The organism is Paenibacillus planticolens (assembly GCF_013141725.1).
Classification (GTDB): domain Bacteria; phylum Bacillota; class Bacilli; order Paenibacillales; family NBRC-103111; genus Paenibacillus_E; species Paenibacillus_E planticolens.
In genome coordinates, this window is sequence record NZ_WHNZ01000015.1 from 444,320 (window position 1) to 470,168 (window position 25,849).

A 25,849-nucleotide genomic window follows, 5' to 3' on the forward strand; every position below is an offset into this window, starting at 1 on the left:
AGCCATGCTGATTGCTTATGATTCGAAAACGGGAAATGTTCGCCGATTTATTGCCAAGCTCAAAATGCCGGCGATTCAAATCGAGGAAGCGATGAAAGTGGACGAGCCTTTCGTGCTTGTTACCTATACAACCGGTTTTGGTCAAGTTCCTGAGAAGGTTGCTTCCTTCCTGGAAAGTAATGCCTCCAAACTCATTGGAGTGGCAGCGAGCGGGAACCGCAACTGGGGAGACGGGTTTGCCAAGAGCGCAGACACCATCTCACAACTGTATGATGTGCCTGTGTTAACGAAATTTGAGTTATCCGGCACCAAAAATGATGTAGAACGATTTGTTCAGGGGGTACATGCAATTGCGGCACATTGAGCTGAATAATTTATTAATGCAACGCGGAGCGGACGGTTTTTTTCAACTAGAGAAGGATAAAGAAGCCGTTGAAGTATTTATGGCGGACGTACACAGCAAAAGCCTCACTTTCCCCGATACCTCTTCGAAAGTTCGTTATATGATTGATAACAACTACTACGAGAACGTTTATGAGCATTACACCATAGATGAAGTCAACGAAGTTTATCAAGTGGCTCACGATCATCAATTCGAGTTCGCCTCTTACATGGCAGCTTCGAAATTTTATACGGACTATGCTTTGCGCAGTGACGATAAGACCTTGTATCTGGAGCATTTCCCGGATCGCGTTGCGATTGTAGCTCTATGCTTGGGGCGCGGCAACGTAGAAACGGCCAGTACGCTTGCTGTATCGATGATGGAGCAGCGCTTGCAGCCGGCAACGCCGACTTTCCTTAACGCAGGGAAAAGCCGCCGTGGCGAGATGGTATCCTGCTTCCTGCTGGAAATGGACGATTCCCTCAACTCCATCAACTATGTGCTGGCGACCTGCATGCAGCTGTCCAAAATTGGCGGCGGCGTAGCCGTGAACTTGTCAAAGCTTCGCGGACGCGGGGAATCCATTAAAGGTGTGGAACGCGCAGCCAAAGGCATTATGCCTGTGCTTAAGCTCATGGAGGACGCATTCTCCTATGCGGATCAAATGGGTCAGCGCAAAGGCTCCGGAGCGGCTTATTACAACATTTTCGGCTGGGATCTCATGGAGTTCCTGGATAGCAAGAAAATTAACGCGGATGAGAAATCCCGTCTGAAGACTCTTTCCATCGGTTTGATTGTGCCGAATAAGTTTTACAAGTTGGCGGAGGAGAACAAGCCTCTTCACGTTTTTGCGCCTTATACGGTTTTGCAAGCTTACGGCAAGCATTTGGATGATTTGAATATTGATGAGATGTATGATGAGCTGCTGGCGAACCCGAAAGTAAAGAAAAAAGTCGTGATGAGCGCCCGTGACATGCTGGTCAAAATCGCTACTACCCAACTGGAATCCGGTTATCCTTATATCATGAATCGCACGAATGCGAACAAGGATCATGCCCTGAAAGGGATCGGTACGATTAAAATGTCCAATCTCTGCACGGAAATTTTCCAACTGCAAGAAACTTCGGAAATCAATGATTATGGCCAAGACGATCTGATTTTACGCGATATCAGCTGTAACCTGGCTTCCATGAATATTGCCAATGTGATGGATCGCAAGAAGCTGCGGGAGACCGTCCACGAAGGCATGACAGCTTTGACAGCGGTCAGCGATATGACGACGATCAGCAATGCGCCTGGTGTGGCCAAAGCGAATCGTGAGCTGCATTCCGTCGGATTAGGGGTCATGAACCTGCACGGCTATTTATCCAAAAATAAAATTAGCTATGAGAGCGATGAAGCGAAAGATTTCGTCCGTACGTTCTTCATGGCGATGAACTACTATTCAATTGAGCAAAGTATGGCAATCGCCAAAGCGAAAGGGCAGGTTTTCGAAGGCTTCGAGCTGTCCGAATATGCGAATGGCGCTTATTTTAACCGTTATACGGAAACGGATTACCGTCCGCTGACCGATAAGGTGAAGGGTTTGTTTGAGGGGATGGAGATTCCGTCTCCGAGCGACTGGAGCAAGCTGAAGGATGAAGTGCAGAAGCACGGTCTATATCATGCTTACCGTTTGGCGGTTGCTCCGACACAAAGCATTTCGTATATTCAAAATTCGACCTCGAGCGTTATGCCGATTGTAGAGCCTATCGAGACGCGTACTTACGCGAACTCAACGACTTACTATCCGATGCCGTTCATGGCGCGCGACAATTTTTTCTACTATAAATCCGCGTATCAAATGGACCAATTCAAAATTCTCGATCTCATTGCTGAAATTCAAGCGCATGTGGATCAAGGCATTTCGACTATTTTGCACGTAAATAGCGATGTGTCCACGAGACAGTTGGCCAGACTATATTTGTATGCGGCACACAAAGGACTTAAATCGCTCTACTACACGCGAACAAACCAGCTATCTGTTGAGGAATGCGTAAGCTGCTCGGTGTAATTGGGAAGGGGATTGTATATAGATGAGTACTGCAACTACGGTTAATCATCCAACCGTCAAAAAAGCCGTGAACTGGAACCGGCCGGACGATGATTTCACGATAACTTTCTGGAATCAGAACATTATGCAGTTCTGGACAGACGAGGAAATCCCATTGTCTGACGATAAAATGTCCTGGATCACTTTGACTCCGGCTGAGCGCGAGCTGTACATGAAGGTGCTTGGCGGCCTGACGCTGCTCGATACGATGCAAGGCGGCGTAGGCATGCCTAAGATTCTTGAACATGTTGACGGGCTTCAGCGCAAAGCGGTGCTAAGCTTCATGGGCATGATGGAGCAAATTCATGCGAAGTCGTACAGTTCCATTTTCACGACACTGTCCACGACGGAAGAGATCAATGAGCTGTTCACATGGGTAGAGCACAATCCTTATCTGCAGTTTAAAGCGTCTAAGATTTCCCATTATTATGAGAATATTACAACGACTAAAGAGCTGTATTTAGCGATGGCCGCGTCGGTTTTGCTGGAGAGTTACTTGTTCTACAGCGGCTTCTATTACCCGCTTTACTTGGCCGGACAGGGTAAAATGACGAGCAGCGGCGAAATCATTGATTTGATTTTGCGCGATGAGAGTATTCACGGTCTGTACATAGGCGTACTGGCTCAAGAGGTCTATGCTGAGCTAAGTCCTCAAGAGCAGGATGAAGCGTATGAGACACTCAGTGCATTGCTTAAGGAGCTTCATGCCAATGAGGAGGGCTATACGGAGAGTCTTTACGGGCCTCTGGGATTGGCGGAAGACGTGAAAGCTTTCCTGCGTTACAACGCCAACAAAGCGTTCATGAACCTAGGCGTAGAGCCGATTTTCGAGGAAGAAGAAATCAATCCGATTGTTCTGAACGGACTCAGCACGAAGACGAAGCAGCATGACTTTTTCTCTAAAAAAGGGAACGGGTATGTGCGTACGATTCATGTTGAAGCGTTGACGGATGATGATTTTGTTTTCTAGATGTTAGACAAAAAAACTACCTTGAGGCCGTCACATATGCGGTGTCAAGGTAGTTTTTTACGGTTCTCGTGAAGGCTCAGGAAATTTAATTCCTTGCATGTGCCTAAGCTAACGATTCCTTTACCACAGGCTCTGTCAGCTTATAACCGACGTTGCGAATGGTCATGATATATTCCGGGTTGCGAGCATTTTGCTCGATTTTGTCCCGCAGATGGGAGATATGCACATCGACAATCCGGGTATCGCCGAGGAAATGATAATCCCAGACACCATGAAGCAGCTGCTGTCTGCTGAGAACTTTGCCGCGGTGCTTGCATAAGAAGAGCAGCAGTTCAAATTCTTTGGGCGTGAGCTCGATCGGTGCGCCGTTCATCGTAACTTCGCGTTGATCGGCTTTCACCGAGATCTGACCAATTGTAATCGGTGCGTTTTCCGTTGCGGACGGCAAGGTTTGAATACGCCTGTGAATGGCGTGGATACGGGAAATGAGCTCCTGCGGCGAAAACGGTTTGGTCATATAATCGTCGGCTCCGTTATCCAACCCGGCAATTTTATCCGTAAGGTCCTGCATGGCGGTCAGCATAATAATCGGTACGAGGTTATTCTGGTTTCTAAGCTTGCGGCATACTTGGAAGCCGTCCATTTTCGGCAGCATAAGGTCCAGAACGATAAGATCAGGGCGAAACGTCTGGATAGCATCGAAGACAGCTTCTCCATCGAATACGCAATGTACTTCGAAGCCCACGAGCTTCAGGTTAAACTCTATAAGCATGGAGATGGAAGGTTCGTCATCGACAACGAGGATCTTTTTTTTCATCATGGTTAGTTTGACTCCTTTTATCGAGAAGGATAACTCTATTATGGAGGAGCTCTATCATCGACATATTAAGATAAAGTTAACCCTGTGTAAAATTGCAATCCGCATGGACATATAATAGGATAGAAGATGAGGTGAATTTGACAGAGATGGCTTTTCATATTGTATTAGTTGAACCCGAAATTCCTGCGAATACAGGGAATATTTCACGGACATGCGCTGCAACAGGGACGCATCTTCATTTGGTTAGACCGCTTGGCTTCCAGACGGACGACAAGACGTTGAAACGCGCGGGCCTGGATTACTGGCATTCCGTTAAACTCGAGTATCATGATTCGTTCGATGAGGTGCTTGAAAAGTATAAGGAGCACCGCTTCTTCTTTGCAACGACGAAGGCGAAGAAGCGTTACACGGATTTTACATTTCAGGACGGTGACTTTTTCGTATTCGGCAAAGAGACGAAAGGTCTCCCGGAAGAGCTTCTGCGCCAGCATCCAGAGACACTGCTTCGACTCCCGATGTCAGATAGCGTTCGATCGCTCAATTTATCCAACTCCGCCGCGATTATGTTGTATGAGGGCCTGCGTCAGACAGGCTTCGCTGGGCTTGACTAACGTCTTATTCGATTTCATTTAGGTCTGGGTCGACAAATTTGACAATAAAAGAAATTTCAGCTGTTAATTAGAAGGAGTTTCTTAACGAACGGCGAATAGTATTCCCTATCAGTCCGTATAGGCATGCTCAGCCAATTGGCTAGGCATAGAAAATGAGAACGGAAGAGAGGTGAAGTCCTATGATGAAACCAGCCGGAGTCGTTCGTAAAGTCGATCAATTGGGACGTATTGTACTGCCTAAATCGTTACGTAAACGATATCAAATGAATGAAGGAGATCCTGTCGAGATTTTAGTGCAGGGTGATCATATCATTTTGGAAAGATACCGCCCGAAATGTGTTTTTTGCGGCAGTATGGAAACGGTGAGTGAGTTCAAAGAGCGTTACATATGCAATACGTGCGTAACTGAAATGAATATGCTCAAAGTAAGAGCTTAAACGGTGTAAATGGAAAAGCATTGCCTTCTCGTTAGAGAGAGCGGTGCTTTTTTTGTTGTGAGGGGACTGCATATGCACGCGTGAAACGGACATACTATCTTTCGACGGTGAAAGCAGAGAGGTGTTGTGTCAAAGACAGTGTACACCCGGGAGGTTGTTGTTGAATCCGTATAGAAGCGAGGAGATGTGCCAAAGGCCATTAAATGTAGTATCCAATACTGCAATAGTGTAATGAGGTAGAGACCGAGCTGATGTAAGGCAAAGGCAAAACCAATCCAATTATTCACCGTCAAAGAGGACTCCGAAAGGGGTCCTTTTTCCTATTAAAAAGACCGCCAGAATGAGAATCATTCTGGCGGTCTTTGGTAAACTTACAGGCCTTTAGTTTTGTCCTCGTTATAGGAAGCCGTCATCATAGCGACGAGAAATAGTACAAAAACGGAATTAACGAGCCAAAATGTTGTTGATAAGCCAAACATTGCTGCACCCCCTACAAGTTTAAAGAACGTAAAAGCATATAGTTAAGGCTTATTATACCCAACCATCCTTAAAAAAGAAACGAATAAAGTGTGAATAATTTCGTTTATTTGAAAAATAAGAAGTTCGTAGCCAGCGGTCTCAGCCTTCCATCGGACGGCCGGTTAATGACGCTTCCTCCCATAACCAAGGTCGTAGAGCCGCCTCCATCCAGGTTATAGGCGTCAACGATGCCTAACTGCTGCATCTTGTCCTGCAGCTCGGCGAGCGTTGCTCCTGAGTTCCCGCTCTCATCATAGCCGTCTGTAACGATAAACAACAGCTGGTCGTTTTTGTAGTTGGCCATGACGGTTCTGGCTGCACGTGCCGGCGAGCTTTGCCATTGATAAGGGATGGTCGCTTTGGCGCCGTTCTTAAGCAGCGTCGGAACGAAGGTCGATCCCATCAGCGGATTGAGCTTGTCGAGCTCGGCCTGCGAACTGAACTTGCCGCCGATGAGCTTGCGGTCTTTGTTCAAACCGATAAAGGTCGTATCGTTCTTCGTCGGGAAGAAGCCATTGAGGTACTTGCCGTTCATCACCGTCGTATCGAGCGGATAGCGTTTGCCTTTGCTGTCATCCGCAAAGCCTCCTGCGTTCACACCGGCAATGGCGCCGTAGCGCGAGACGGCTTCCAAGGTTGTCTCGCTGGAACCCATTTTGTCTTTGCCCAAAACAAGCTTAATGGCTTTATCACTCTTGAGGTTTACTTTAAGAGCATAACCTTTGTAGTTATTTTCATTCAATGAAAACAGCTTTAAATCGATATTCCCAGAGGAAGCTTGTCTCACAGGACTACCGAGCTTCGCCGTGATCCTTGTGTCATAAATGATGCCCGGCTTAGCAATTTGGGCTGTGGCGACCTGGAGAGCAGCCGTCACTTCCGCCGTGCTCTTCTCATACAACTCAAAATATTGCTGAATGATCGTCTTGGTTTGCGCAGCGTCATTCGTTGCTTTCGTCAGCAAGCTGTCCAGGGAGAGCGCCTCTTCGTGAAACGATACAGGGGGCGGCGCTTCCGTTGCCCAAGGACTGATCGGGATACTCGCGGAAACGAAAAGCAGCCAAATCAACATACCTACGAACGGGGCGCAAGCTAAGAGAAAGACGCGATTGATTCCTTGAATAGCACTCATTACTTTAACACATCCAGATTCTTCTGCAGCTCATCCAGCTTCTTTTTCACATCGGCCAGTTGGGTGTAGAGTTGGTTGCTGTTATCCGTTTTGCTGTTGGCGCTGTCCTTGGTGAAGGCAAGCAATTCATTCAGGGCGTCTACTTTGGTTTGCATGGCTTTCATGTCGGTTGAAACGCTGTCTTTCAATTCGGAAACCTGCTTCTGATAATCTTGCTGTACGATTTGCAGTTGCTGCTGAGTTTGCTGTGCGATATCGGTTGCTATTTTTTGTCTCAAATGCTCTGTATACAGCATGGCTGCTGCCACTCCGATTGCGATCAGCATGACCCAACCAAGAAACAAGTAAACGTACGTTTTTCTTCCATTTCTTGTGGCTTTTGCAGCCCGGGGGAAGGAATTCGCAGTCGTTGTCTCGATTTGCATGCTCATGATAATCACCTCTGTTTCCTAGTATAACATATTCCAAATTTTATGCAGAATTTTAGATAGAATTCGATGTTTTTCGATATTCATTGGGGGTGATGCCCTCTAATTTTTTGAAAACCTTGCTGAAATATTTCTCGTCCTGATAACCGACCATTTCGGCGACTTGAGAAATCCGAAGATGCGGGTTGCGCAGCAGCACTTTTGCTTTGCTCATGCGGATTTGACCTAAATAATCGGAAAGATTGACCTCGAATTCCTGTTTGAATTTGCGGGAAATATACTCGCGGCTCAGAAAAAAACGGCCTGCTATATCCTGCAGCGTCACATCTTCGTGATAATGCTTTTCGAGATATTCGGCAATTTCAAAAATAACATTTTTGTCCTTCTGTTGATTTTCGAGCAGCAGTTTGGATATGTGCACAATACTCCGGGTAAGCTCTTGCTGCCATTGGGACAGGGATAGAATCCCATGCTCGTCCAGCGGGACAATGACGCTGGCAGGCTCGTCGGACAGCACTTGCTTTACTTTGTCTTCACTGGCGCCTGAGAAGAACTGTTGGACAAAGCGCCGTTTCATCACGCTGAATTCCCGCCACCAATGGTCGAGCTGTTCCAAAGTAATGACTTCACTCTGCTTGACGGAATCCATCCACTGCGAAATGGCTTCCTCAATTTGCCCGCTGCTGCCGCTGCGAATCGCCAGATTAATTTTCTCTTCATAATGGCTGAACATTAGAGACGGTTGAGGCGACTTAACCGGGTTCAGCATGCTATGAATCCACGTGTCTTTGGCTTTGAGGTTTCGCTTTCTAAGCGCATCGCGAGCTTCTTGATAGGACGAGGTCAAGTCAGCCGGGAAGGCGTGAATGCGTCCGATCCCAAAATCTACGCGGGCGTGCAGCGTCGTGCGCATGCCTTCATTAATTTTCTCAAGAAAAGCCTCGGCGCCCGGCAAATCCTTCCATAGCAACAAGACGATTTCAGTTTCGCTGTGCCAATGGCGGAAAGCGTAGCCGCGTCCGTCCGTTGTGAGAAATTCATTGCAAATATTGATCAGGGAGAAAAATAACAGATCCATGTTCTGGCTGAACTTATTTTTCACGCTTCGTTCCATCGTGTCCAGAGATAAAATGGCAACCCGGCATTCGCCAACGCTGCGGGATAAATTCAGCTCTTTGTCGAGTTGTTCAGCTGCACCTTCGTAAGTGGCTGGCTCAGCAATCATTCCGGATAGGAGCTTGTCCCAATACATCGGCTTAATTGTATTCATTTCAATATTGAGCTCGCGGTTAGTTTGGCGGAACTCTTCCTCTTTGTTCCAAGCCTGAATCGCTTTATCCAGCGCATCATTCAACTGGTCGGGATCAACGGGCTTTAGAATATAGTCGGTTCCTCCATACTTCAAAGTATGGCGCAACAAAGAGAAATCGTCATGCCCGCTGATGACGATCGTTTTGGAATCCGGCGCATTCGCCTGCAGCCATTCAAGCAGCTTCACGCCGTTCATGATGGGCATCATCATATCGGTCATAATAATTTCCGGGCGATGCCGGGCAATCAGCTCGGTGGCACTTTCGCCATCCGGCGCTTCAAGAATCGTATCGATACCGTGCTGCTGCCAATTGACAAGCAGACGGATGGCGTCACGTACATGTTTTTCATCGTCGACAAGTAATACTTTCATTAGATAGCTCCCTTATTCATCGGTATATGGATGACGATCCTTAGACCCCGGGGCTGTGCATGTTCAATCTCGAGAGCAGCATCATCGGTGAAATACAATTTTACTCTGGTTAATACATTGCTTAGCCCAATACAGGCTTCATTGCCGGTCGAAGGGGACAGCAGCCTGTTTCTCATTTCGCGCAGCCGCGCCTCGGTAACGCCAACTCCATTATCCTCTACAACCAACTGTAAAAATTCATACCCTTCAGCGGATTGTTTCGTCGCTTGAATGCGCAGTAGTCCCACATCGGCTGCACTTGGCTTAAAGCCATGTTTGAAATAGTTTTCGACAAGCGGCTGCAGAATCATCTTGGGCACGGAGAGTGCTTTGGTTTCTTCTTCGATCTCATAGACGATATGGAATTGATGCTCGAATCGCTGCTTCTGCAGCTCCAGGTAGGCTTTGACATGCTCAAGCTCCTTGCCTAAGGGAACGACGGATTCGTTCGTATTCATGCTGTAATGCATCATTTTGGCGAGGGAGGCGATTAGGGCATAAACCTTCGGCGCATCATGCTGCAGAGCTAGCGTACCGATGGATTGCAGCGCATTATTCAAGAAATGCGGATTGATTTGTGCTTGCAGCGCCATCAGCTGATTCGACTTGTTGGCAAGCTCCAAGCGATATTCGCGCATGACCATTTGATTCAAGTCCTGCATAAGGCCATGAAAACGATTGGCGAGAATGCCCATTTCGTCCGTGCGCGTCAGTTCAATGTCTTTATGCATTTGGCCAAGCTGAACCTGCCCCGCCTGAATGCGTGTAATATAACGAATTAATTGTTTAATAGGCGCTGTAAAGCGAATAGAGATGAAAATGGTTCCCCCAATGACAATTAACATGAAAAAGGTCAATACGAGAGAGTTAATCAACGTCAACTGTTTGGCATTTTTCGTTAATTGCTCATAAGGAAGACGTTTGACCATCGTCCAGCTGACATAGTCAGTTTTCATTTTTTCGTAAACATTTATGCCCGCGTAGGCCCCTTTGCTCCACTCGTAGGACCCTTTATCCAGCGTGCTGTGAATGGCTTCATCTCCCCAGTTTCCTTCCAGCAATTTCCCCCATTTCGAAGGATCGGGACCGAACACAATATAGCCCGCATCATCCAGAATGTACAGTTCTTCCTCGTCATGTGTGTACAGGTTTTGTGAAATTTCGGAAATAAGGTCCAAATGAAAATCGATAATCAGCTCTCCGATGGATGTGTTATTCGGTGAATACATCAGCTTGCGGTGCATAGACAGGACAGGGGTTGGAGCAGAATACACGTTAAGTGCAATGTTGTAATTGTGGCTCAGATGGGTGGTCTCGAAATACACCGTTTTGTCTTCCGGAAAAGGACGCAGAGACTCATATTTGCCGGTCGTGCTTCCTTGAAAATCGTTGCTGGATAAGAAGGAGCGGTCGCTGACGGAAGCGTACAAGTAGACTTGTTTGAACTCCTTAACGGCATGCGACATGACTTGCAAACCGCTTTTGATCACTTTATCGCTCATATAGTCGATCTCACGTTCGCGTTCCAGGATGTCGTATAATTGTCCAAGCTCAGACAAATGCTGTCCCGTATAAATGGTTGCGGACGTTTGAACAACCCCGTTTAAATAGTTTAATATATTCAATTTTGCTTGAGAGATCAGGGCAGAATTGTTCGTGATAGTGTCTTCGGTGACTTTTCCCTTCGTGAATAAATAGGAGACAACGATGGAGGTTATGAACGGAACGAGCGTCGCGATCAGCAAAAAAAGGATCAGTTTATTGCGTATACTATGACGGAACATGTCGAATCAACTCAGTTTCTTCGTGGACTTTTCACCCTATATTGTAGCAGTAGAGGTCAACAAATTCCACCTAATGCATCACGATAATCTGTGTTTCATCAGGGGAAAGGGTTTTATACTATAGGTTATAGTTACCTAATCGTAAGGGGGAAATTCCCATGAAACAGAGCAAAGGGGTATCAGGACTATTACAGCAGTGGGTATTTATCGGACCTGCGTTCCTATTTTTTGCCCTCATCGTTGTAGCGCCTTTTCTCATGAGCATTTATTATTCATTCACAGAGTGGAACGGTGTAACGACAAGCGTGAAGTTCAACGGCTTGGACAATTTTAAGCACCTTCTTTTTGATGACAAAGATTACCGCAATGCGTTCTGGTTCACAACGCGGATTACCGTGACAGATGTGATCCTTACGAACGTTGTCGGTTTCCTGTTGGCCCTTTTGTTGACACAAGCATTGAAAACGAGAAATGTGCTGCGCACGATTTTCTTCATGCCGAACGTCATCGGCGGACTTCTGCTCGGATTTATTTGGCAGTTTATTTTCGTTAAAGGATTCGGAACGCTCGGCGAGTTGACGAACTGGAGCTTTTTTCAACTGCCTTGGCTAGGCGACGCTCCTACCGCATTCTGGGCGATTGCCATCGTTAGTATTTGGCAGGGTGCCGGGTACTTAATGATCATTTATATTGCGGCGCTTTCGAATGTGCCCAAAGATATGGTTGAAGCTGCGTATATTGACGGTGCTACCCGTTTTCAAGTACTCAAAAACATTATCGTTCCGCTGATCATGCCGGCGGTTACCGTATGTTTATTCCTAACCATTTCGTGGAACTTCAAAATGTTTGACCTGAACTTCTCCTTGACCAAAGGCGGACCGTTCAACTCGACGGAATCGGTGTCTATCAATATTTATCAAGAAGCGTTCCGCAATAACAACTATGGCTTAGGAACAGCGAAAGCGTTAGTATTCTTTATTGTAGTGGCCATCATTTCGACCATCCAAGTCATGTATACGAAACGCAAGGAGGTTGAAGTGTAATGGATACAGTCAAAAAATATTCAGGACGGTTATTCACACTTGAAGTGTTGGGTATCCTGATCGCTCTCTTATTTCTGGTTCCGTTCTATTTTGTCATTGTCAACTCACTCAAAACATTCCCGGAACTGGCTGCAAGCACAGCGAAGCTTCCGCAAAGCTTGTATTTTGATAACTACAAAAAAGTATGGACGATCATGAAATTCCCCAGCGCCTTCATGAATTCTTTGATCATTACGGTTTTCAGTAACGTAGGGCTTGTCATCATCAGTTCCATGGCGGCGTATCGGATGGTGCGTAAGCCGAGTAAATTCAACAATCTGGTTTTCCTAGCTTTCGTAGCCGCGATGGTGATTCCGTTTCAATCCATCATGATTCCGCTGGTACGCGTTGCAAGTCAAGTTGGACTGATGGACAGCAAATTGGGATTAATCATTTGTTATTTTGGTTTCGGTGTTTCCCTTAACGTGTTCTTGTTCCACGGTTTTATTAAATCGATTCCTATGGAAATTGAAGAATCCGCTACTGTGGATGGTTGTTCGCCCTATGGCGTATTCTGGCGCATCGTTTTCCCGCTGCTTAAACCAATGTCCACGACGGTCATTATTTTGAACAGCTTGTGGATATGGAACGATTACTTGCTGCCTTCCCTGGTGTTAAACAGTCCCGGTTTGCGAACCATACCACTGGCGACGTTCTCCTTCTTTGGACAGTATACGAAACAATGGGATTTGGCGCTTGCCGGTTTGACACTTGGCGTATTGCCGATCGTTATTTTCTTCCTTGCTATGCAGAAGCATATTGTTGAAGGAATTACAGCAGGTTCCGTAAAAGGGTGACAAATTTGTAAAGTGGTTCAAAATCTTCCACCTTTATGTTCAATATTCTCTGTGTTAAGGGTTTAAGAAAGTGTTTACAATAAACCATGTGAACTGATGACGACGAGAGAAATGAATCCTCTGCCCGTGATCATGTATGATGAGTAAACAAAAAAAGGGAGGCTTTACCTTAATGAAAAAATTAACGATGATCAGTATGGCTACCGTACTTACATTATCATTGGTTGCAGCTGGCTGCGGCAAGAAAGAAGAGACACCTGCGCCAACGGCTTCAACGGGAGCAGCAGCAACAACAACGCCTGCTCCGGCTGGCAAACCGGTTACAATTAAAATGTTCCAATTCAAAGTAGAAATTGCGGACCAATTGGGTAAATTGGTTGCAGAATATCAAAAGCTGAATCCTAACGTGAAAATTCAAGTTGACACAGTTGGCGGCGGTGCGGACTATGGCGCAGCTTTGCTGGCGAAGTTCAACTCCGGCGATAAACCGGACATTTTCAACAACGGCGGCTTCTCGGATTTGGATAAATGGATTGAAAACCTGGAAGATCTTTCCGATCAACCATGGGTGAACGATCTGGTAGACGTTGCGAAAGAGCCAATGACGAAAAACGGCAAAATTTATGGACAGCCGCTTAACCTTGAAGGATACGGTTTCCAATACAATAAAGATCTGTTCGCACAAGCAGGCATCACTGAGCTGCCAAAAACACTTGCACAGCTGGAAGATGCCGCTAAAAAGCTTCAAGCCAAAGGTATTACACCGTTTGAGAACGGCTATGGCGAGTGGTGGGTACTGGGTAACCACTTTGTAAACCTTCCATTTGCTTACCAAAAAGATTCAAATGCTTTCATTGACGGTCTGAACAAAGGAACAGCGAAAATTCCAGGCAACGAACAATTCAACCAATGGGCGAAATTGTTTGATCTGACGCTGCAATACGGCAACAAAAACCCGCTGCAAACAGACTACAACACGCAAGTAACTGACTTTGCTACAGGCAAAGCGGCTATGACACAGCAAGGAAACTGGACACAAGTTCAAATTACTAAAACGAACCCGAATATCAAAATTGGCTTCTTGCCAATGCCGATCACGGATGACGCTGTAACGAACGATAAATTGTTCGTAGGCGTACCTAACAACTGGGTAATCAACAAAAACTCCGCTGTGAAAGACGAAGCGAAGAAATTCCTGAACTGGATGGTAACTTCCGATACAGGTAAAAAATACATTACTGATGAATTCAAATTCATCCCTGCGTTCAAATCCATTCCTGCTGACGAGAAAGTTCTTGGACCATTAGCAGCAGACATCATTTCGTACAGCAAAGCCGGTAAAACATTGAGCTGGAACTGGTTCAAATTCCCAGGCGGCGAAGCATCCAGTAAAAAATTCGGCGATATTATGCAAGGTTATGTCGCGAAGAAGTATACGAAGGATCAAATGCTGGATGAATTCCAGAAAACATGGGATAGCTTGAAGAAGTAACACCATAGTGGGTCGTAATAAAGCCTCAGCGCCAATGCTGGGGCTTTTTGCCGTTTAACAGAAAGAAATCGGGCTGTTACAATAAGGAGGACTGAGGAGCGGGGGGCTACGATGAACGTAAGATTTAGGACTTGGCTGCAAAGCAGAGGCAATTCTCTGCCGCAAGAGAAAAGATTAACACGCGAAGCTGTAATTTCGCTCATTATTCATTCTACTTTTCAATTCGGCGCTTCCATGTCGGGTGTGTTTCTGAATTTATATCTTTGGCGCTTAACACACAGCGTAGCCGTAAACGGAACGTACAGCATTATCGTTTACCTCCTGACACCGATTGGCTTTGCCATTGGCGGCTGGATGATCAAAAAGAAAGACAGAATGGTGTCATACCGCCTTGGCATTATGCTGATCGGTCTATTTTATTTGAGTGTCATTATCGCTCAGGAAGCTCTCGTGGAATATTACATAGCGTTTGCCATTTTCAATGGGCTGGCAGGCGCATTTTACTGGGTAGGTTATTTAACGCTTATGTATGATGTATCTACCGAGCAGAACCGGATTCGCTATCTCGCCTATAACATGATTTTCTTCACGATGGCCACATTAGCTGGACCTGCGCTTGCGGGATTTATTATTCGGTTAAAAGAAGGACTCAGCGGGTACACCATCGTTTTCTCGATCGCATTCTGCATGTTTCTCCTGGCGGCCCTGATTTCTTTGAAAATCAAAGCCTCGAGCGGGCATCATCGCGTGTATTATTTGAAGCTGACAGGCCTGATCATGAAGAAAGAAAGGGACTGGTTTAAGGCTCTGCTCGGTTTTTTCGGGATGGGCCTGCTCCAGGGCATCATGCTGTTCCTGCCGAATATCCTCTTATTTAAGGTGATGCCGCGGGAAGATATTGTAGGTTACTTAGGCGTGCTTTACTCCAGTTTAAGCATTGTCATGGGGATGTTTATTTCCAAATATGCAAGGAGCAGCAAATCCCGTTTGTATTTAACGGTTTCGACGGTCGGTTATTTGGTCGGGGTTTCGTTTTTAATGGGAAGTATCACGGTCTGGTCGGTCGTAGGCTTTATGATTCTGTACTCCATATTCTCACCGCTGCAAGGCAATACGATGACGGGTTATTATTATGGACTCATCGGGAAACTGCCGCTCAAAGGCGAGTTGAAAGTAGAAAGCGTTGTCGTTCGGGAAATTTTCCTCAATATCGGCCGTGTGATTTCGATTTTTTGCTTCATTACATACGGGCGTGATTTGGATGGCGGATTGATTCCGTGGATTCTCTTGATCGCTGCCCTCACACAGTTTGCCTTAGTCTGGTCCGTTAAGAATCGTTAGAGGGAGCATGAAAGCGCCCTTACAAGGTTATCCTAGGGATAGATGACAGGAGAAGAGGGACTTCAGGTTATGAAAAAGTATGACAGTGTGATCGTCGGCGGAGGCATCGCCGGACTTCAGGCGGCCATCCAACTCGGCAGATATGAGTATAAAGTGCTTGTTATTGATGCCGGATACGGCAGATCGACCTTGTGCAAAAGCTATCACAATTTGCTGGGGTGGCCGGACGGTGTGTCGGGTGAAGAGCTTCGCAGGCTGGGCAGGATGCAGGCCGAGAGGCTAGGGGTTGCTTTCATCAAGGATGAAGTTGTACAAGCTGTAAACAAAGGGAAGCCAGGGGACGGTTTCGAATTATGGGGGAAGTCGGGGAATGGGTATGAAGCGCCGACGCTGCTTCTGGCGACCGGGCTTATGGATCGTATCCCTGAAATTCCAGGACTCAAACCTTGTCTCGGCTTAACGATCTATGTCTGTCCGGATTGCGACGGCTATGAAATCAGAAATAAAACGACCATAGTGATGGGTTCAGGCGATGCCGGAGCGGGAATGGCGCTGAAGCTAAGGCTGAGGACGGATAAGCTGACTTACGTCAACCATGGACAGTACGCTGTGAAAATGAGTCTTTTGGAAGAGCTCAAGAAAAATGGGATTACCTACATAGCCGATGACATCCAAGAAGTTATTGCAGCGGAAAATGGTCTTTGTCAGGGCTTGGTGACGGTGAGTGGAAAACGGTTGGAAGCGGAGCGCGGCTTTATTGCTTTTGGTGGAAATGAAGTGAAATCGGATCTGGCCCGCCAGCTGGGAGCCGAACGCATGGAAAATCGGCATATCATGACGGATCCTCGTTCGAAAATGACCAGCGTACCGTTCCTCTGGGCAGCCGGTGACGTAGGTGTTCACGCCGAGCAAGTGACGATTGCCATGGGCGAGGGTGCGCAAGCTGCGATTTGGATGAACAAAGTGCTGCTGATGTTAAAAGAAGAGGCGAACGCCAACCGGGTGGTCGTCCGCTCTTAGGAGAGTTCAGTGGAGCCGGCGGAGGGAGAAAAGGCTGCGGTAACGTGTACGTATTCCGCCAATGCTTTCTCACCGAGCGGGGTAATGTGGTAGATGCCGCGGCTTTGGCGTACGAACCACCGGTAGTAGTTTTTTTGCAGCAGGGAGCTGACGGCTTTGTTATTCGTCAGGTCACGCAGCTGGCGCGGACTGAGAGGTCCGTGCTCACGCATCAAATAGGCGCAGTGCAGCGATTTCTCACGGTAGGCGGTCATCAGCTTTTGTTTGGAGCTGCCTCCCACATTGTAGTCGCCGCTGCGTTCATGAAACTCGTTGACGACCCGCAATGCCGCTCTTTTATTATGACGCAACGTATATGGCGTAGGCTCGCAGACAAGGTCGACTGCGGGCTTTTTGCGTTTATAGAACTGAACGGTTAAGACGCCAAGTCCCAGCATGCGGCAGAGTCGCCGAATGTCCTCCCACTGCAGGCGGTGCGGCGCTTTCCCTTTATTCGGCAGCTCAAAAGCGACATACACTTGCTCGGTGAGACGCAAACGGTCGATTCCTTGCACAAGGAGCGGGATGTTGAAGCTCTTTTTCAGTTCGACGACAATCGGAGGCTCGTCACCGCGAATGGCAACTAAGTCGCAATGCTTGACTTCCCCGCGAACGGCATAGCCGCGCTGCTCAAAATATTGTTTAACCGGAGCGTACAGCTCCGTTTCGTTTTGGATAGGCATGGTGAAAATTCTCCCCCTACTTGGGATGAAGGCAGTCAGAATGTGTTTCATTATAACACAGGTTTTGCTAAAATAGGGGAAGAAGTACTTGTACGTACATGTTGTGGGTTGGCTGTGGTTGGCGGGAAGGAACGTAAAATAAAGCTGGAATGCGAGCGCTAGCGTGGAAGTGCTGAGGAAGCTGAAAATGGAGACAGAGGGCAGGGGTTTCAAGGGAGTTGAACAGCGAGAGACTGGGCAGGGATGCCGAGGGAGTTGAATAGCGAGAGACGGAGCAGACAAACTTTTGTTAGTGGAATATACAGGGGAGGGTGATGAGAGTGAGTGAGGTTTTGAATAAATGGCTTGGTCGCACGATTGATTGCGCTTGTGGGCAGAGGCATGAAATTCCGATTCGGCGCATCGTCATTGAACGAGATGCTTTGGGGCGGGTGGCCGGCTATGTGAAAGAAGCCGGCTACGGTGAAGTGACGCTTGTTGCGGACGAGAAGACGTACCAAGCGGCGGGAGCGAAGCTGCGTGACCTGCTCGAAGCCGCGCAGGTCAAGGTCAGCATCAGCGTGATCCGCGAGAACGCGATGGGGGAAGTTGCCGCCGATGAGGAGGCGATCATCCAAGCGCTGCTGGACACGCCGCTAACGTCGGAAGCTCTTGTTGCCGTGGGGGCGGGAACCCTGCACGACATCGTGCGCTTCGTCAGCCACCGCACGAAGCGGCCTTTCTTGTCTGTGCCGACAGCGCCATCGGTTGACGGCTTCGCTTCTGTCGGCGCGCCGCTTATCGTGCGCGGCTTCAAGCAGACGATCCCTGCCATCGCACCGGAGGCGATCTTCGCCGACCTTGCCCTGCTCGCAGAGGCGCCGCAAGCGATGATCGCGGCCGGCCTCGGCGACATGCTCGGCAAGCACACTTCGCTTGCGGACTGGTCGCTGGGCCGCGTGCTGCTTGATGAGCACTACTGCGAGCTTAGCGCGCAGTTGACGCTGGAAGCCGTGGAGCTGTGCACGGCTAACTTGGACGAGATCGCGCAGCGCACGGATCTCGGCTTGTTGAAACTGATGGAAGGCCTGCTGCTGTCCGGCCTTTCCATGCTCTTGGTCGGCCACTCCCGGCCGGCCTCCGGGGCAGAGCACCATCTCTCCCATTATTGGGAGATGGTGCTTCTGCAGCAGCGCCGCAGGGCGCTGCTGCACGGCGCGAAGGTCGGCGTCGCGACCGTGCTGATGGCGCAGCGCTACGCGTCGCTGCGGGACGTCACGGCCGCTGAGGCCGCTGCGCGCCTAGCGCAAAGCCAGGCCCCAAGCCGGCAGACGGATGCGGAACGCATCCGCGGGGCCTACGGGGCCATGGCGGAGCAGGTCATCGCCGAGAATTTTCCGGCGGATGGCGTGGTTGTTGATAGCGAAGCGCTGAAGGCGCGCATCGCTTCGAGGTGGGGCGATGTGCAAGCCATCGCCCGTGCGGTCCCTGCACCCGAGCAGCTCATCGCTTGGCTCGGGGCTGTGCAGGGACCGCTGACGCCCGAGCAGCTCGGCGTGGAGCCTGAGCTGGTGGAGGCGTCTCTGAAGGATGCGCTGTTCGTGCGCAACCGGTTTACGATTTTGCGGCTATTGCGGCTCTTATAGGGGCTAATGACAACGATCCTCTCCTGTTCTGGAGAGGATTTTTTGTGCTGAGCCTCGGGACTTCCTCCACCCTATTACAAAGGTAGTGTCGAACCCGGATCATGAAAAATGTTAAAAAAATACAGATGTATCGTAAAAAACTGCAGCTAGTTTTTCTCGCAAGCGGGTTATGATAGAACCGTTCAAGGATTGTAAGCGCGTACATAACAGATCCCTTGAAGCAGATCACATTCTAAACAGAGAGGAGGATGGATATTACCAAGCAGCATGATCTGAGTTCTCAGTAAACGACCTATGCAATGCGGCAAGGTTTTCGTTTCTTCAGTAAACTTAGGGTTGATATGGAGGGAAGTATGATGATGAAAAAAAATGTCAAAATGATGGTAGCAAGCGTAACGCTCCTGTCCACGATTGCCGTTGCAACAACCGTTTATGCAGCCACTGTTACCATTAACTCCGATGGTCCCAATACAGGGTTGAGTGCGCTTGCCATTTTCCAGCAATATTTTGGGCCAAATCCGATCGATGGCCCCACGGATTCGGGCCACTTGTATGAATCCACTTCTACGCATGTAGGCAATGTGTTTCAATTCAAGGCAGGCACTTCTTCGGATACCGCTGTATTAGACGGCAGCAATACCGACAGGCAGCGTATTGAGGTTAAAGCATACAAGAGCTCACCCAGCAATGTAACGGCAACGAACGGACAGACAACGACATACAAATGGCAGTTTAGAGCGGTTAGTCCCTATCCGATGCCTCCGTCAGGGAATTTCCATCATATTTTCCAGCTTAAAGCTCAAGACGGCGATGATGGCGCACCGATTTTGACTTTTTCATTGGAAGGAGGGTACCTGAAGTTCAGACATAGCCCGATCGGCGCAACCATGGATCAAGTTGAAACGTTAGCCCAAACTTCTTTCTCCAACATCGACGGCCAATGGGTGGAAGCATCCGTTACGGTGAAACATACGGATAGCGGAGCGATTAATATGACGCTCAAAAAATTGGACGGTACCGTGCTGATGTCCTATAGCGGTACGAAGGATAATTGGCGAGAAGGAGCCACCATCAATCGTCCCAAATGGGGCATTTACCGTAAGATTTATACGGATATGCCGGAAGCCAAAATTCAGTTTGCCAATTTCCAAATCACAAAATAAGGGCATTTTATTTTATTGGAGTTAAAGGGGAAATCTCCCACTAAATGATTCGAATGATGACCTTGCAGGGAATTTAGAAGGAAAACCTCTCCCGTTAATTTGACCGGAATCAGAGAATTCTCATGAAATTGGTGCAAATAGAGGGAGTTTTTCCAGCCAAATGGAATCTGAGAGGCTTCTGCAGTCAGATTAGAGGAAAATTTTCCTTCTAATTTGACTGCAAAAGCAAAATTACACAAAGAGGGTATCCCATAAGTCATGGAAATGACTGGGGACACCCTCTCCTTTTTGAAATCGAATACCGGCATTACCGGAGTGCAAGTTGTGAAGGCTGTCCGCTAAAACCGTGGATTCAAAAGATTCCTGCTTCGAGGCTTACTCAAAGTAAGTCTGGAGGTCGGGTGGCATTCGCCTGCCCATAATCTGAGTCCCGCGCCTTTCATTTTCACTTATGGGACGGCCTCTTTTTGCATCATGAAACACCGTGAACGAAGGGTGGCGCTTGGCATTGTGGAGGGGAAAGAGCGGAATTATTGTCCTAGTAGGGGCGGTTACATAAATGAAAAGTGTAAAAAATCACAACCCCGCTAAATTTTTGCCATCCCTTAAAAAGGGATTGTTTTCTATACTTGTAGCGTATGCATGTCATTGGGACTCATTGTGAGAAAGGGAAGTCCATAAGGAGGAGCAAGATGAAATTCAATAGCGGGAAAGTCAGCGAGATACAAATTGCTTATATTGGCGGAGGCTCCATGTATTGGGCGAAAAATCTGATTGCCGATCTGGCGCTGGATGAGCAGCTGTCAGGGACGATCCGGTTGTATGATCTTGACTATGCCAAGGCGCAAAATAACGAGAAATTAGGCAACTCGGTTTCCGACTATGCCGAAGCGAAGTCCAAATGGACATATAAGGCGTATCCATCGCTGAAGGAAGCGTTAAGCGGTTGTGATTTTGTGTTCATTTCGATTCTTCCCGGAACGTTTCGCGAGATGCAATCGGATGTTCATGAGCCTGAGAAATACGGCATTTACCAAGCGGTAGGCGATACAACCGGACCTGGGGGGCTGGTTAGGGCACTGCGTACGATTCCTATGTATGTAGAAATTGCTCAGGCTATAGAGCGCTTTTCCCCGGATGCCTGGGTGTTTAATTATACAAACCCGATGACGCTCTGCACGCGGACGCTTTACGAGGTTTTTCCTAACATCAAGGCGCTTGGCTGCTGCCATGAAATTTTCGGCACACAAGGGCTATTGATTCGCATGCTGCGTGATATGGAAGGCTTGGAAGGCGTCCACCGGGACGATGTGAAGGTGAATGTGCTGGGCATTAATCATTTTACATGGATTGATCAAGCCACGTATCAACAGACGGATTTGCTTCCCATGTACCGGAAGTTTGTAGATAAGTACTACGAATCAGGCTTTGAGCACAACAAAGATGCCTGGATGACGAACACGTACACAGCAGCTAACCGCGTGAAGTTCGATTTGTTCCGGCGTTATGGCATTATTGCGGCAGCAGGAGATCGCCATTTGGCAGAGTTTATGCCTCCTTGGTATATGAAAGATCCGGAAACGGTACGTTTCTGGAAGTTTGGATTAACGACGGTCAAAAGCCGTGTCGAGAAGCACGTTGCTACTGAGCTTTATTATGGCAAGCTGCTGAGCGGAGAGGAGAAGCTGCCGCTGAAGGCATCGGGAGAGGAAGAAGTGCGACAGCTCAAAGGTTTGATCGGTCTGCAAACTTTCGTGACCAATGTCAACGTTCCGAACGTGGGTCAAATGAAGGGCATTCCACTCGGAGCTGTTGTCGAGACGAACGCTGTATTCTCAGCGAACAGTTTGCGCCCTGTCTATGCAGGAGAGCTTCCGCTTGCTGTTAACAACTTGGTGCTGCAGCATACGGTGAATCAGGAACTTATTTTAAAGGCTGCGCTTCAAAAGGATAAAGCATTAGCGTTCAATGCGTTCGTGAACGATCCGCTTGTGACTATTGATGTGAACCAGGCTGAGGCGTTGTTCGATCAGATGCTGGAGAATACGAAAGCGTATTTGCCGGGATGGATCATCTAATGGCGGGACAGCCATGAGTTCAGAACCCAATGGAGCATCCGTCACCGCCGTCGATCCGCAAGATGACAAGGCGGTCCGCCGGATCATTTTCAAACTTGCCGGTCCATCCTTGGCAGAGATGATGCTCATTAATATGACTCAAATGGTGATGATGATTCTGGTAGGCCACTTAGGAGCGATTGCCGTTGCAGCCGTTGGATTAACAAGCCAACCATATATGTTAATGACTGTCCTTTTTGCGGCGCTAAATACAGGGACGACGGTTATCGTAGCCCGTTCCACGGGAGCGGGAAATTCGGACGATGCGAACCGCGCTGCAGGACAGTCGCTTCTCCTCGGCTCCACACTCTCGATCCTAGTCGTTGTACTTGGTACCGCGTACTCGGAATATTTGCTCCGGATGATGGGGGCAAGCGAGGAGGTCGCTCGGTATGGCCTAACCTATGCCAGGTTGATGTTTCTGTCCATCGGTTTTTCCTCAATCTCTTCGGCATTGTCCGCTATTTTGCGAGGTGCGGGAGATACCCGGACACCGATGAAAATTAACGTGCTGGCGGGGAGTCTGTCCATTTCCCTCGGGTTTGTGTTGATTTACGGCCATCTTGGCTTACCGGAAATGGGAGTGACGGGAGCTGCGATCTCGACCTTAATCATTCAAGCCGGGGCAATGATTACACTCCTAGCGGTCATGTTCAGCGGGAAATTTGCCGTCCGAATCGGTTGGGCGGAAATAAGCCGTTTGGATAAAAGCATGATTTACCGCATGTTGAAAATCGGTATCCCGTCGAGCCTTGAGCAGCTTATTATGCGCCTCGGTATTATGACGTTCGTCAAAATATGCGCAGGACTTGGAACGGTTGCCGTTGCGGCGTCACAAATTGTGACGAGTATTATTGGCATCTCGTTTATGCCTGGCGCTGCTTTCGCCATTGCGGCTTCAACACTGGTCGGTCAAACGCTTGGGGTCAGCAAACCCGATCTCGCTGAGCGGTATGTATGGCAAATTAGGAAGTACGGCATGATCGTAGCCGGCGTAATGGGGGCGGGATTTATCTTATTTGCTCCTTATATTTTTAGGCTTTATACGAGTGACGCTGCCATTATTCGCGAGGGCGCATGGGCTCTTCGGATCGTAGGCTTCATCCAGGTTTCCCAAATCTCGCAGTTCATTCTTGGTGGCGCGCTGCGAGGGGCCGGGGATACGCGGTTTCCTTTATACTCGACTTTGATTGGTGTCTGGGGCGTGCGGGTTTTACTCAGTTATCTCTTTGTTTACATCTTCTCGTGGGGGATGTTCGGCTTATGGAGTGCCGTGGCCTGCGATCAATTTCTGCGGTCAAATTTGATTTATTTCAGGTTTAAACGCATGGTTTGGAAACATGTAAAGGTTTAATGTAAAGAAAGGAGCTGCGGGATATGGGAATTAGTTATGATCCGAAGTCGCAAACTTTCCATCTTCAGGGGAAGTCATCCAGCTATGTCATGCAGTTGGTTAAATCCAAATACCTGGCACACGTTCATTGGGGGCGGCAAGTACGCGGAAGCAATCTTGGGAGTTTGCTCGCTATTCGGCGCCGTTGCTCATTTTCCCCGTCTACGGATCCGAACGACTTAACGCTGTCGCTTGACACGCTGCCGCAGGAATTTCCGGCGTACGGAGGTAGTGATTTTCGCGTGCCGGCTTATCAAGTTCAAATGGATGATGGGACGACAGTCAGCGAGCTTATTTATGAGTCTCACCGGATTTACGCGGGTAAACCGCGGTTGGGGGGGCTGCCGGCTACTTATGTGGAAGAGGACAGCGAAGCAGAGAGCCTCGATATTGTTCTGGCAGATACAGCGATCGGCCTGAAAGCCGTTCTTACCTATACGGTATTCCGAGATCATGATGCGGTTTCCCGGTCCGTTCGTTTCATTAACACCGGACATCGCTCCATGAAGCTGCTTAGAGCCTTAAGCTTCGGCATCGATTTGCCCCATGCCGACTTCGATATGCTGCATTTGTCGGGCGCATGGGCGCGCGAGCGCCATATCGAAAGACGTCCTATTGCAACAGGCGGGTCTGTCATTGAGAGCCGCCGGGGAAGCAGCAGCCATTCGCTTAATCCGTTTATGGCGCTGCTGTCCAAGCAGGCGGATGAAGATCAAGGGGAAGTTTATGGCTTCAGTCTTGTGTATAGCGGAAGTTTTGCGGCACAAGCGGAGGTAGATCCTTACGGAACAACCCGTGTCGTCATGGGGATCAACGCATTCGATTTTTGTTGGCTGTTGGAGGCGGGACAATCTTTCCAATCGCCTGAGGCGGTCCTTGTCTTCTCGGCGGAAGGTATTGGCGGGATGTCGCGCACCTATCATAAGCTGTACCGCACACGGCTATGCCGTGGGGAGTTTCGGGACCGTCACAGACCGATTCTCATTAACAATTGGGAAGCGACTTATTTCAACTTTAATGCGGATAAAATCGAAGCGCTTGCCAAGGCCGGAAAGGAGCTCGGTTTAGAGCTTCTAGTTCTGGACGACGGTTGGTTCGGCAAACGGGACAATGACAAAAGCTCACTCGGAGATTGGTTCGTCGATCGAAACAAACTGCCTATGGGCATGCCGGACTTGGTTAGCCGTGTCAATCGGCAGGATCTGGCTTTCGGTCTATGGTTTGAACCGGAAATGGTATCTCCTGACAGCGACTTGTATCGGGCTCATCCCGACTGGTGTCTGCACGTGCCAGGCCGTCGCAGGACGGAAGCGAGGCAGCAGTTGGTGCTTGATTATTCACGTGAGGATGTGAGGGACTACATCGTTACGGTCATGACGGATATTCTTGCAAGCTGCCCTATCGCCTATGTCAAATGGGATATGAACCGCAATATGACGGAAATCGGCTCCGCGCACCTTCCGCCGGAGCGCCAGCGGGAGACGGCTCACCGCTATATGCTTGGTCTCTATGAGGTAATGGAGCGGATAACGTCCGCATTCCCGAACGTGTTGTTCGAAAGCTGCTCCGGTGGAGGCGGACGGTTTGATCCCGGCATGCTCTATTACATGCCCCAGACATGGACGAGTGACAATACGGATGCCGTGGAGCGATTGAAAATTCAATACGGCACAAGCATCGTGTATCCGGTCAGCGCGATGGGAGCGCACGTTTCCGCGATTCCGAATCATCAAGTGCATCGTACGACGCCTCTGGATATGCGGGGACATGCGGCCATGTCGGGCAATTTTGGCTATGAGCTGGATTTGACCCTTTTTACAGAGATGGAAAAGGAAGCGGTAAAGCGTCAAGTTGCGCTTTATAAGCAGCTGCGTCCGCTGATTCAATTCGGAGACTTTTACCGGTTGAGCAGTCCTTTTCAAGGTGTTGACGCCGCTTGGATGTTTGTGTCAGAAGATCGGAAGGAAGCGCTGGTCGCTTATTTTCAAGTGCTGGCTGAACCTAATGCCCCGCTTAAGAAGCTGAGACTGAAGGGCTTGGAGGCAGGAGGCAATTATCAATTGTATGATGCAGATGCACCGGACGAGTTGGAAGCGGCTTGCTTCGGAGGCGACGAGTTAATGCATATAGGACTGAATTTACCGATCTGGAAAGGTGATTTCCGAAGCCGCCTTTACCGTTTGAAAATGGAGGAGTAGC

General features: G+C 48.5%; 21 protein-coding genes and 1 pseudogene. 16 read left to right on the forward strand and 6 right to left on the reverse strand.

All coding sequences use genetic code 11. The annotated features are described in order from the left end of the window. Window positions 1–4: 4 nt before the first annotated feature. Genes nrdI through nrdF form a run of 3 tightly spaced genes read left to right on the forward strand, consistent with a single transcriptional unit; the run spans window position 5 to window position 3,444 of the window. Entirely contained in the window at window positions 5–364 is a 360-nt protein-coding gene (gene nrdI / locus GC097_RS08170; RefSeq protein WP_171682802.1) for a class Ib ribonucleoside-diphosphate reductase assembly flavoprotein NrdI, read from the forward strand. Continuing rightward, on the forward strand, window positions 351–2,435 hold the full coding sequence (gene nrdE, locus GC097_RS08175) for a class 1b ribonucleoside-diphosphate reductase subunit alpha (RefSeq protein WP_171682803.1): 2,085 nt from the start codon (window positions 351–353) through the stop codon (window positions 2,433–2,435). Before nrdI ends, nrdE begins: the two co-directional genes overlap by 14 nt. 22 nt (window positions 2,436–2,457) lie before the next feature. Then, window positions 2,458–3,444, forward strand: coding sequence for a class 1b ribonucleoside-diphosphate reductase subunit beta (gene nrdF, locus GC097_RS08180; protein WP_171682804.1), 987 nt, complete (start codon window positions 2,458–2,460; stop codon window positions 3,442–3,444). 103 nt (window positions 3,445–3,547) lie between these two features. Here the strand turns inward: nrdF and GC097_RS08185 are convergent, their stop codons facing one another. Continuing rightward, window positions 3,548–4,264, reverse strand: a complete 717-nt coding sequence (locus GC097_RS08185) for a response regulator (protein ID WP_281364255.1) — start codon at window positions 4,262–4,264, stop codon at window positions 3,548–3,550. Between the two features lie 146 nt (window positions 4,265–4,410). Here GC097_RS08185 and trmL point away from each other — a divergent pair, with 146 nt between their 5' ends. Beyond that, window positions 4,411–4,875 (forward strand): tRNA (uridine(34)/cytosine(34)/5-carboxymethylaminomethyluridine(34)-2'-O)-methyltransferase TrmL, encoded by a 465-nt coding sequence (gene trmL / locus GC097_RS08190; RefSeq protein ID WP_171682901.1) that lies wholly within the window; start codon window positions 4,411–4,413, stop codon window positions 4,873–4,875. 182 nt (window positions 4,876–5,057) lie between these two features. After that, entirely contained in the window at window positions 5,058–5,312 is a 255-nt protein-coding gene (locus GC097_RS08195) for an AbrB/MazE/SpoVT family DNA-binding domain-containing protein (protein ID WP_171682902.1), read from the forward strand. 583 nt (window positions 5,313–5,895) lie between these two features. Here the strand turns inward: GC097_RS08195 and GC097_RS08200 are convergent. From GC097_RS08200 to GC097_RS08215, 4 genes are read right to left on the reverse strand one after another with little or no spacing between them, the layout of a single operon-like run. Continuing rightward, entirely contained in the window at window positions 5,896–6,963 is a 1,068-nt protein-coding gene (locus GC097_RS08200; protein ID WP_171682805.1) for a phosphodiester glycosidase family protein, read from the reverse strand. Then, window positions 6,963–7,394, reverse strand: coding sequence for a hypothetical protein (locus GC097_RS08205; protein ID WP_171682806.1), 432 nt, complete (start codon window positions 7,392–7,394; stop codon window positions 6,963–6,965). The genes GC097_RS08200 and GC097_RS08205 overlap by 1 nt, the downstream gene beginning before the upstream one ends. A gap of 52 nt (window positions 7,395–7,446) precedes the next feature. Beyond that, window positions 7,447–9,075 (reverse strand): response regulator, encoded by a 1,629-nt coding sequence (locus GC097_RS08210; protein WP_171682807.1) that lies wholly within the window; start codon window positions 9,073–9,075, stop codon window positions 7,447–7,449. Further along, window positions 9,075–10,898, reverse strand: coding sequence for a cache domain-containing sensor histidine kinase (locus GC097_RS08215; RefSeq protein WP_171682808.1), 1,824 nt, complete (start codon window positions 10,896–10,898; stop codon window positions 9,075–9,077). Before GC097_RS08215 ends, GC097_RS08210 begins: the two co-directional genes overlap by 1 nt. Window positions 10,899–11,056: 158 nt before the next feature. Between GC097_RS08215 and GC097_RS08220 the strand changes: the two genes are divergently transcribed. From GC097_RS08220 to GC097_RS08240, 5 genes are all read left to right on the forward strand, one after another. Further along, window positions 11,057–11,941, forward strand: coding sequence for a carbohydrate ABC transporter permease (locus GC097_RS08220; RefSeq protein ID WP_171682809.1), 885 nt, complete (start codon window positions 11,057–11,059; stop codon window positions 11,939–11,941). Then, window positions 11,941–12,777, forward strand: a complete 837-nt coding sequence (locus GC097_RS08225) for a carbohydrate ABC transporter permease (RefSeq protein ID WP_171682810.1) — start codon at window positions 11,941–11,943, stop codon at window positions 12,775–12,777. Before GC097_RS08220 ends, GC097_RS08225 begins: the two co-directional genes overlap by 1 nt. Window positions 12,778–12,949: 172 nt before the next feature. Then, complete coding sequence (locus GC097_RS08230) at window positions 12,950–14,269, forward strand: ABC transporter substrate-binding protein (RefSeq protein WP_171682811.1); 1,320 nt, start codon at window positions 12,950–12,952, stop codon at window positions 14,267–14,269. A 111-nt stretch (window positions 14,270–14,380) separates the two neighbouring features. Further along, window positions 14,381–15,610 carry an MFS transporter gene (locus GC097_RS08235; protein ID WP_246294041.1) on the forward strand — a complete coding sequence of 410 codons (1,230 nt, stop codon included), beginning with the start codon at window positions 14,381–14,383 and terminating at the stop codon, window positions 15,608–15,610. Between the two features lie 42 nt (window positions 15,611–15,652). Continuing rightward, window positions 15,653–16,630 (forward strand): NAD(P)/FAD-dependent oxidoreductase, encoded by a 978-nt coding sequence (locus GC097_RS08240; protein ID WP_246294042.1) that lies wholly within the window; start codon window positions 15,653–15,655, stop codon window positions 16,628–16,630. Here GC097_RS08240 and GC097_RS08245 read toward each other — a convergent pair. Then, window positions 16,627–17,352 (reverse strand): DUF2161 domain-containing phosphodiesterase, encoded by a 726-nt coding sequence (locus GC097_RS08245; RefSeq protein ID WP_171682812.1) that lies wholly within the window; start codon window positions 17,350–17,352, stop codon window positions 16,627–16,629. The two genes, GC097_RS08240 and GC097_RS08245, sit on opposite strands and share 4 nt — an antisense overlap. 320 nt (window positions 17,353–17,672) lie before the next feature. Here GC097_RS08245 and GC097_RS08250 point away from each other — a divergent pair, with 320 nt between their 5' ends. The 6 genes and pseudogenes from GC097_RS08250 to GC097_RS08270 all read left to right on the forward strand — a co-directional run bounded on the left by GC097_RS08250 (window position 17,673) and on the right by GC097_RS08270 (window position 25,848). After that, the gene (locus tag GC097_RS08250) at window positions 17,673–18,977 is read left to right on the forward strand and encodes a sn-glycerol-1-phosphate dehydrogenase (RefSeq protein ID WP_312875629.1); all 1,305 of its coding nucleotides are present in this window, start codon (window positions 17,673–17,675) and stop codon (window positions 18,975–18,977) included. Between the two features lie 356 nt (window positions 18,978–19,333). Continuing rightward, window positions 19,334–20,140, forward strand: a complete 807-nt coding sequence (locus GC097_RS08255; RefSeq protein ID WP_171682814.1) for a heparin lyase I family protein — start codon at window positions 19,334–19,336, stop codon at window positions 20,138–20,140. 342 nt (window positions 20,141–20,482) lie between these two features. Further along, window positions 20,483–20,566 (forward strand): annotated as a pseudogene (locus GC097_RS35425) (transposase); the annotation flags it as partial. 266 nt (window positions 20,567–20,832) lie between these two features. Further along, window positions 20,833–22,218 carry a family 4 glycosyl hydrolase gene (locus GC097_RS08260; protein ID WP_171682815.1) on the forward strand — a complete coding sequence of 462 codons (1,386 nt, stop codon included), beginning with the start codon at window positions 20,833–20,835 and terminating at the stop codon, window positions 22,216–22,218. Between the two features lie 13 nt (window positions 22,219–22,231). Then, a complete protein-coding gene (locus GC097_RS08265) occupies window positions 22,232–23,611 on the forward strand; it encodes an MATE family efflux transporter (RefSeq protein ID WP_171682816.1) in 1,380 nt (459 codons plus the stop codon). 23 nt (window positions 23,612–23,634) lie between these two features. Then, on the forward strand, window positions 23,635–25,848 hold the full coding sequence (locus tag GC097_RS08270) for an alpha-galactosidase (protein WP_171682817.1): 2,214 nt from the start codon (window positions 23,635–23,637) through the stop codon (window positions 25,846–25,848). Window position 25,849 lies beyond the last annotated feature (1 nt).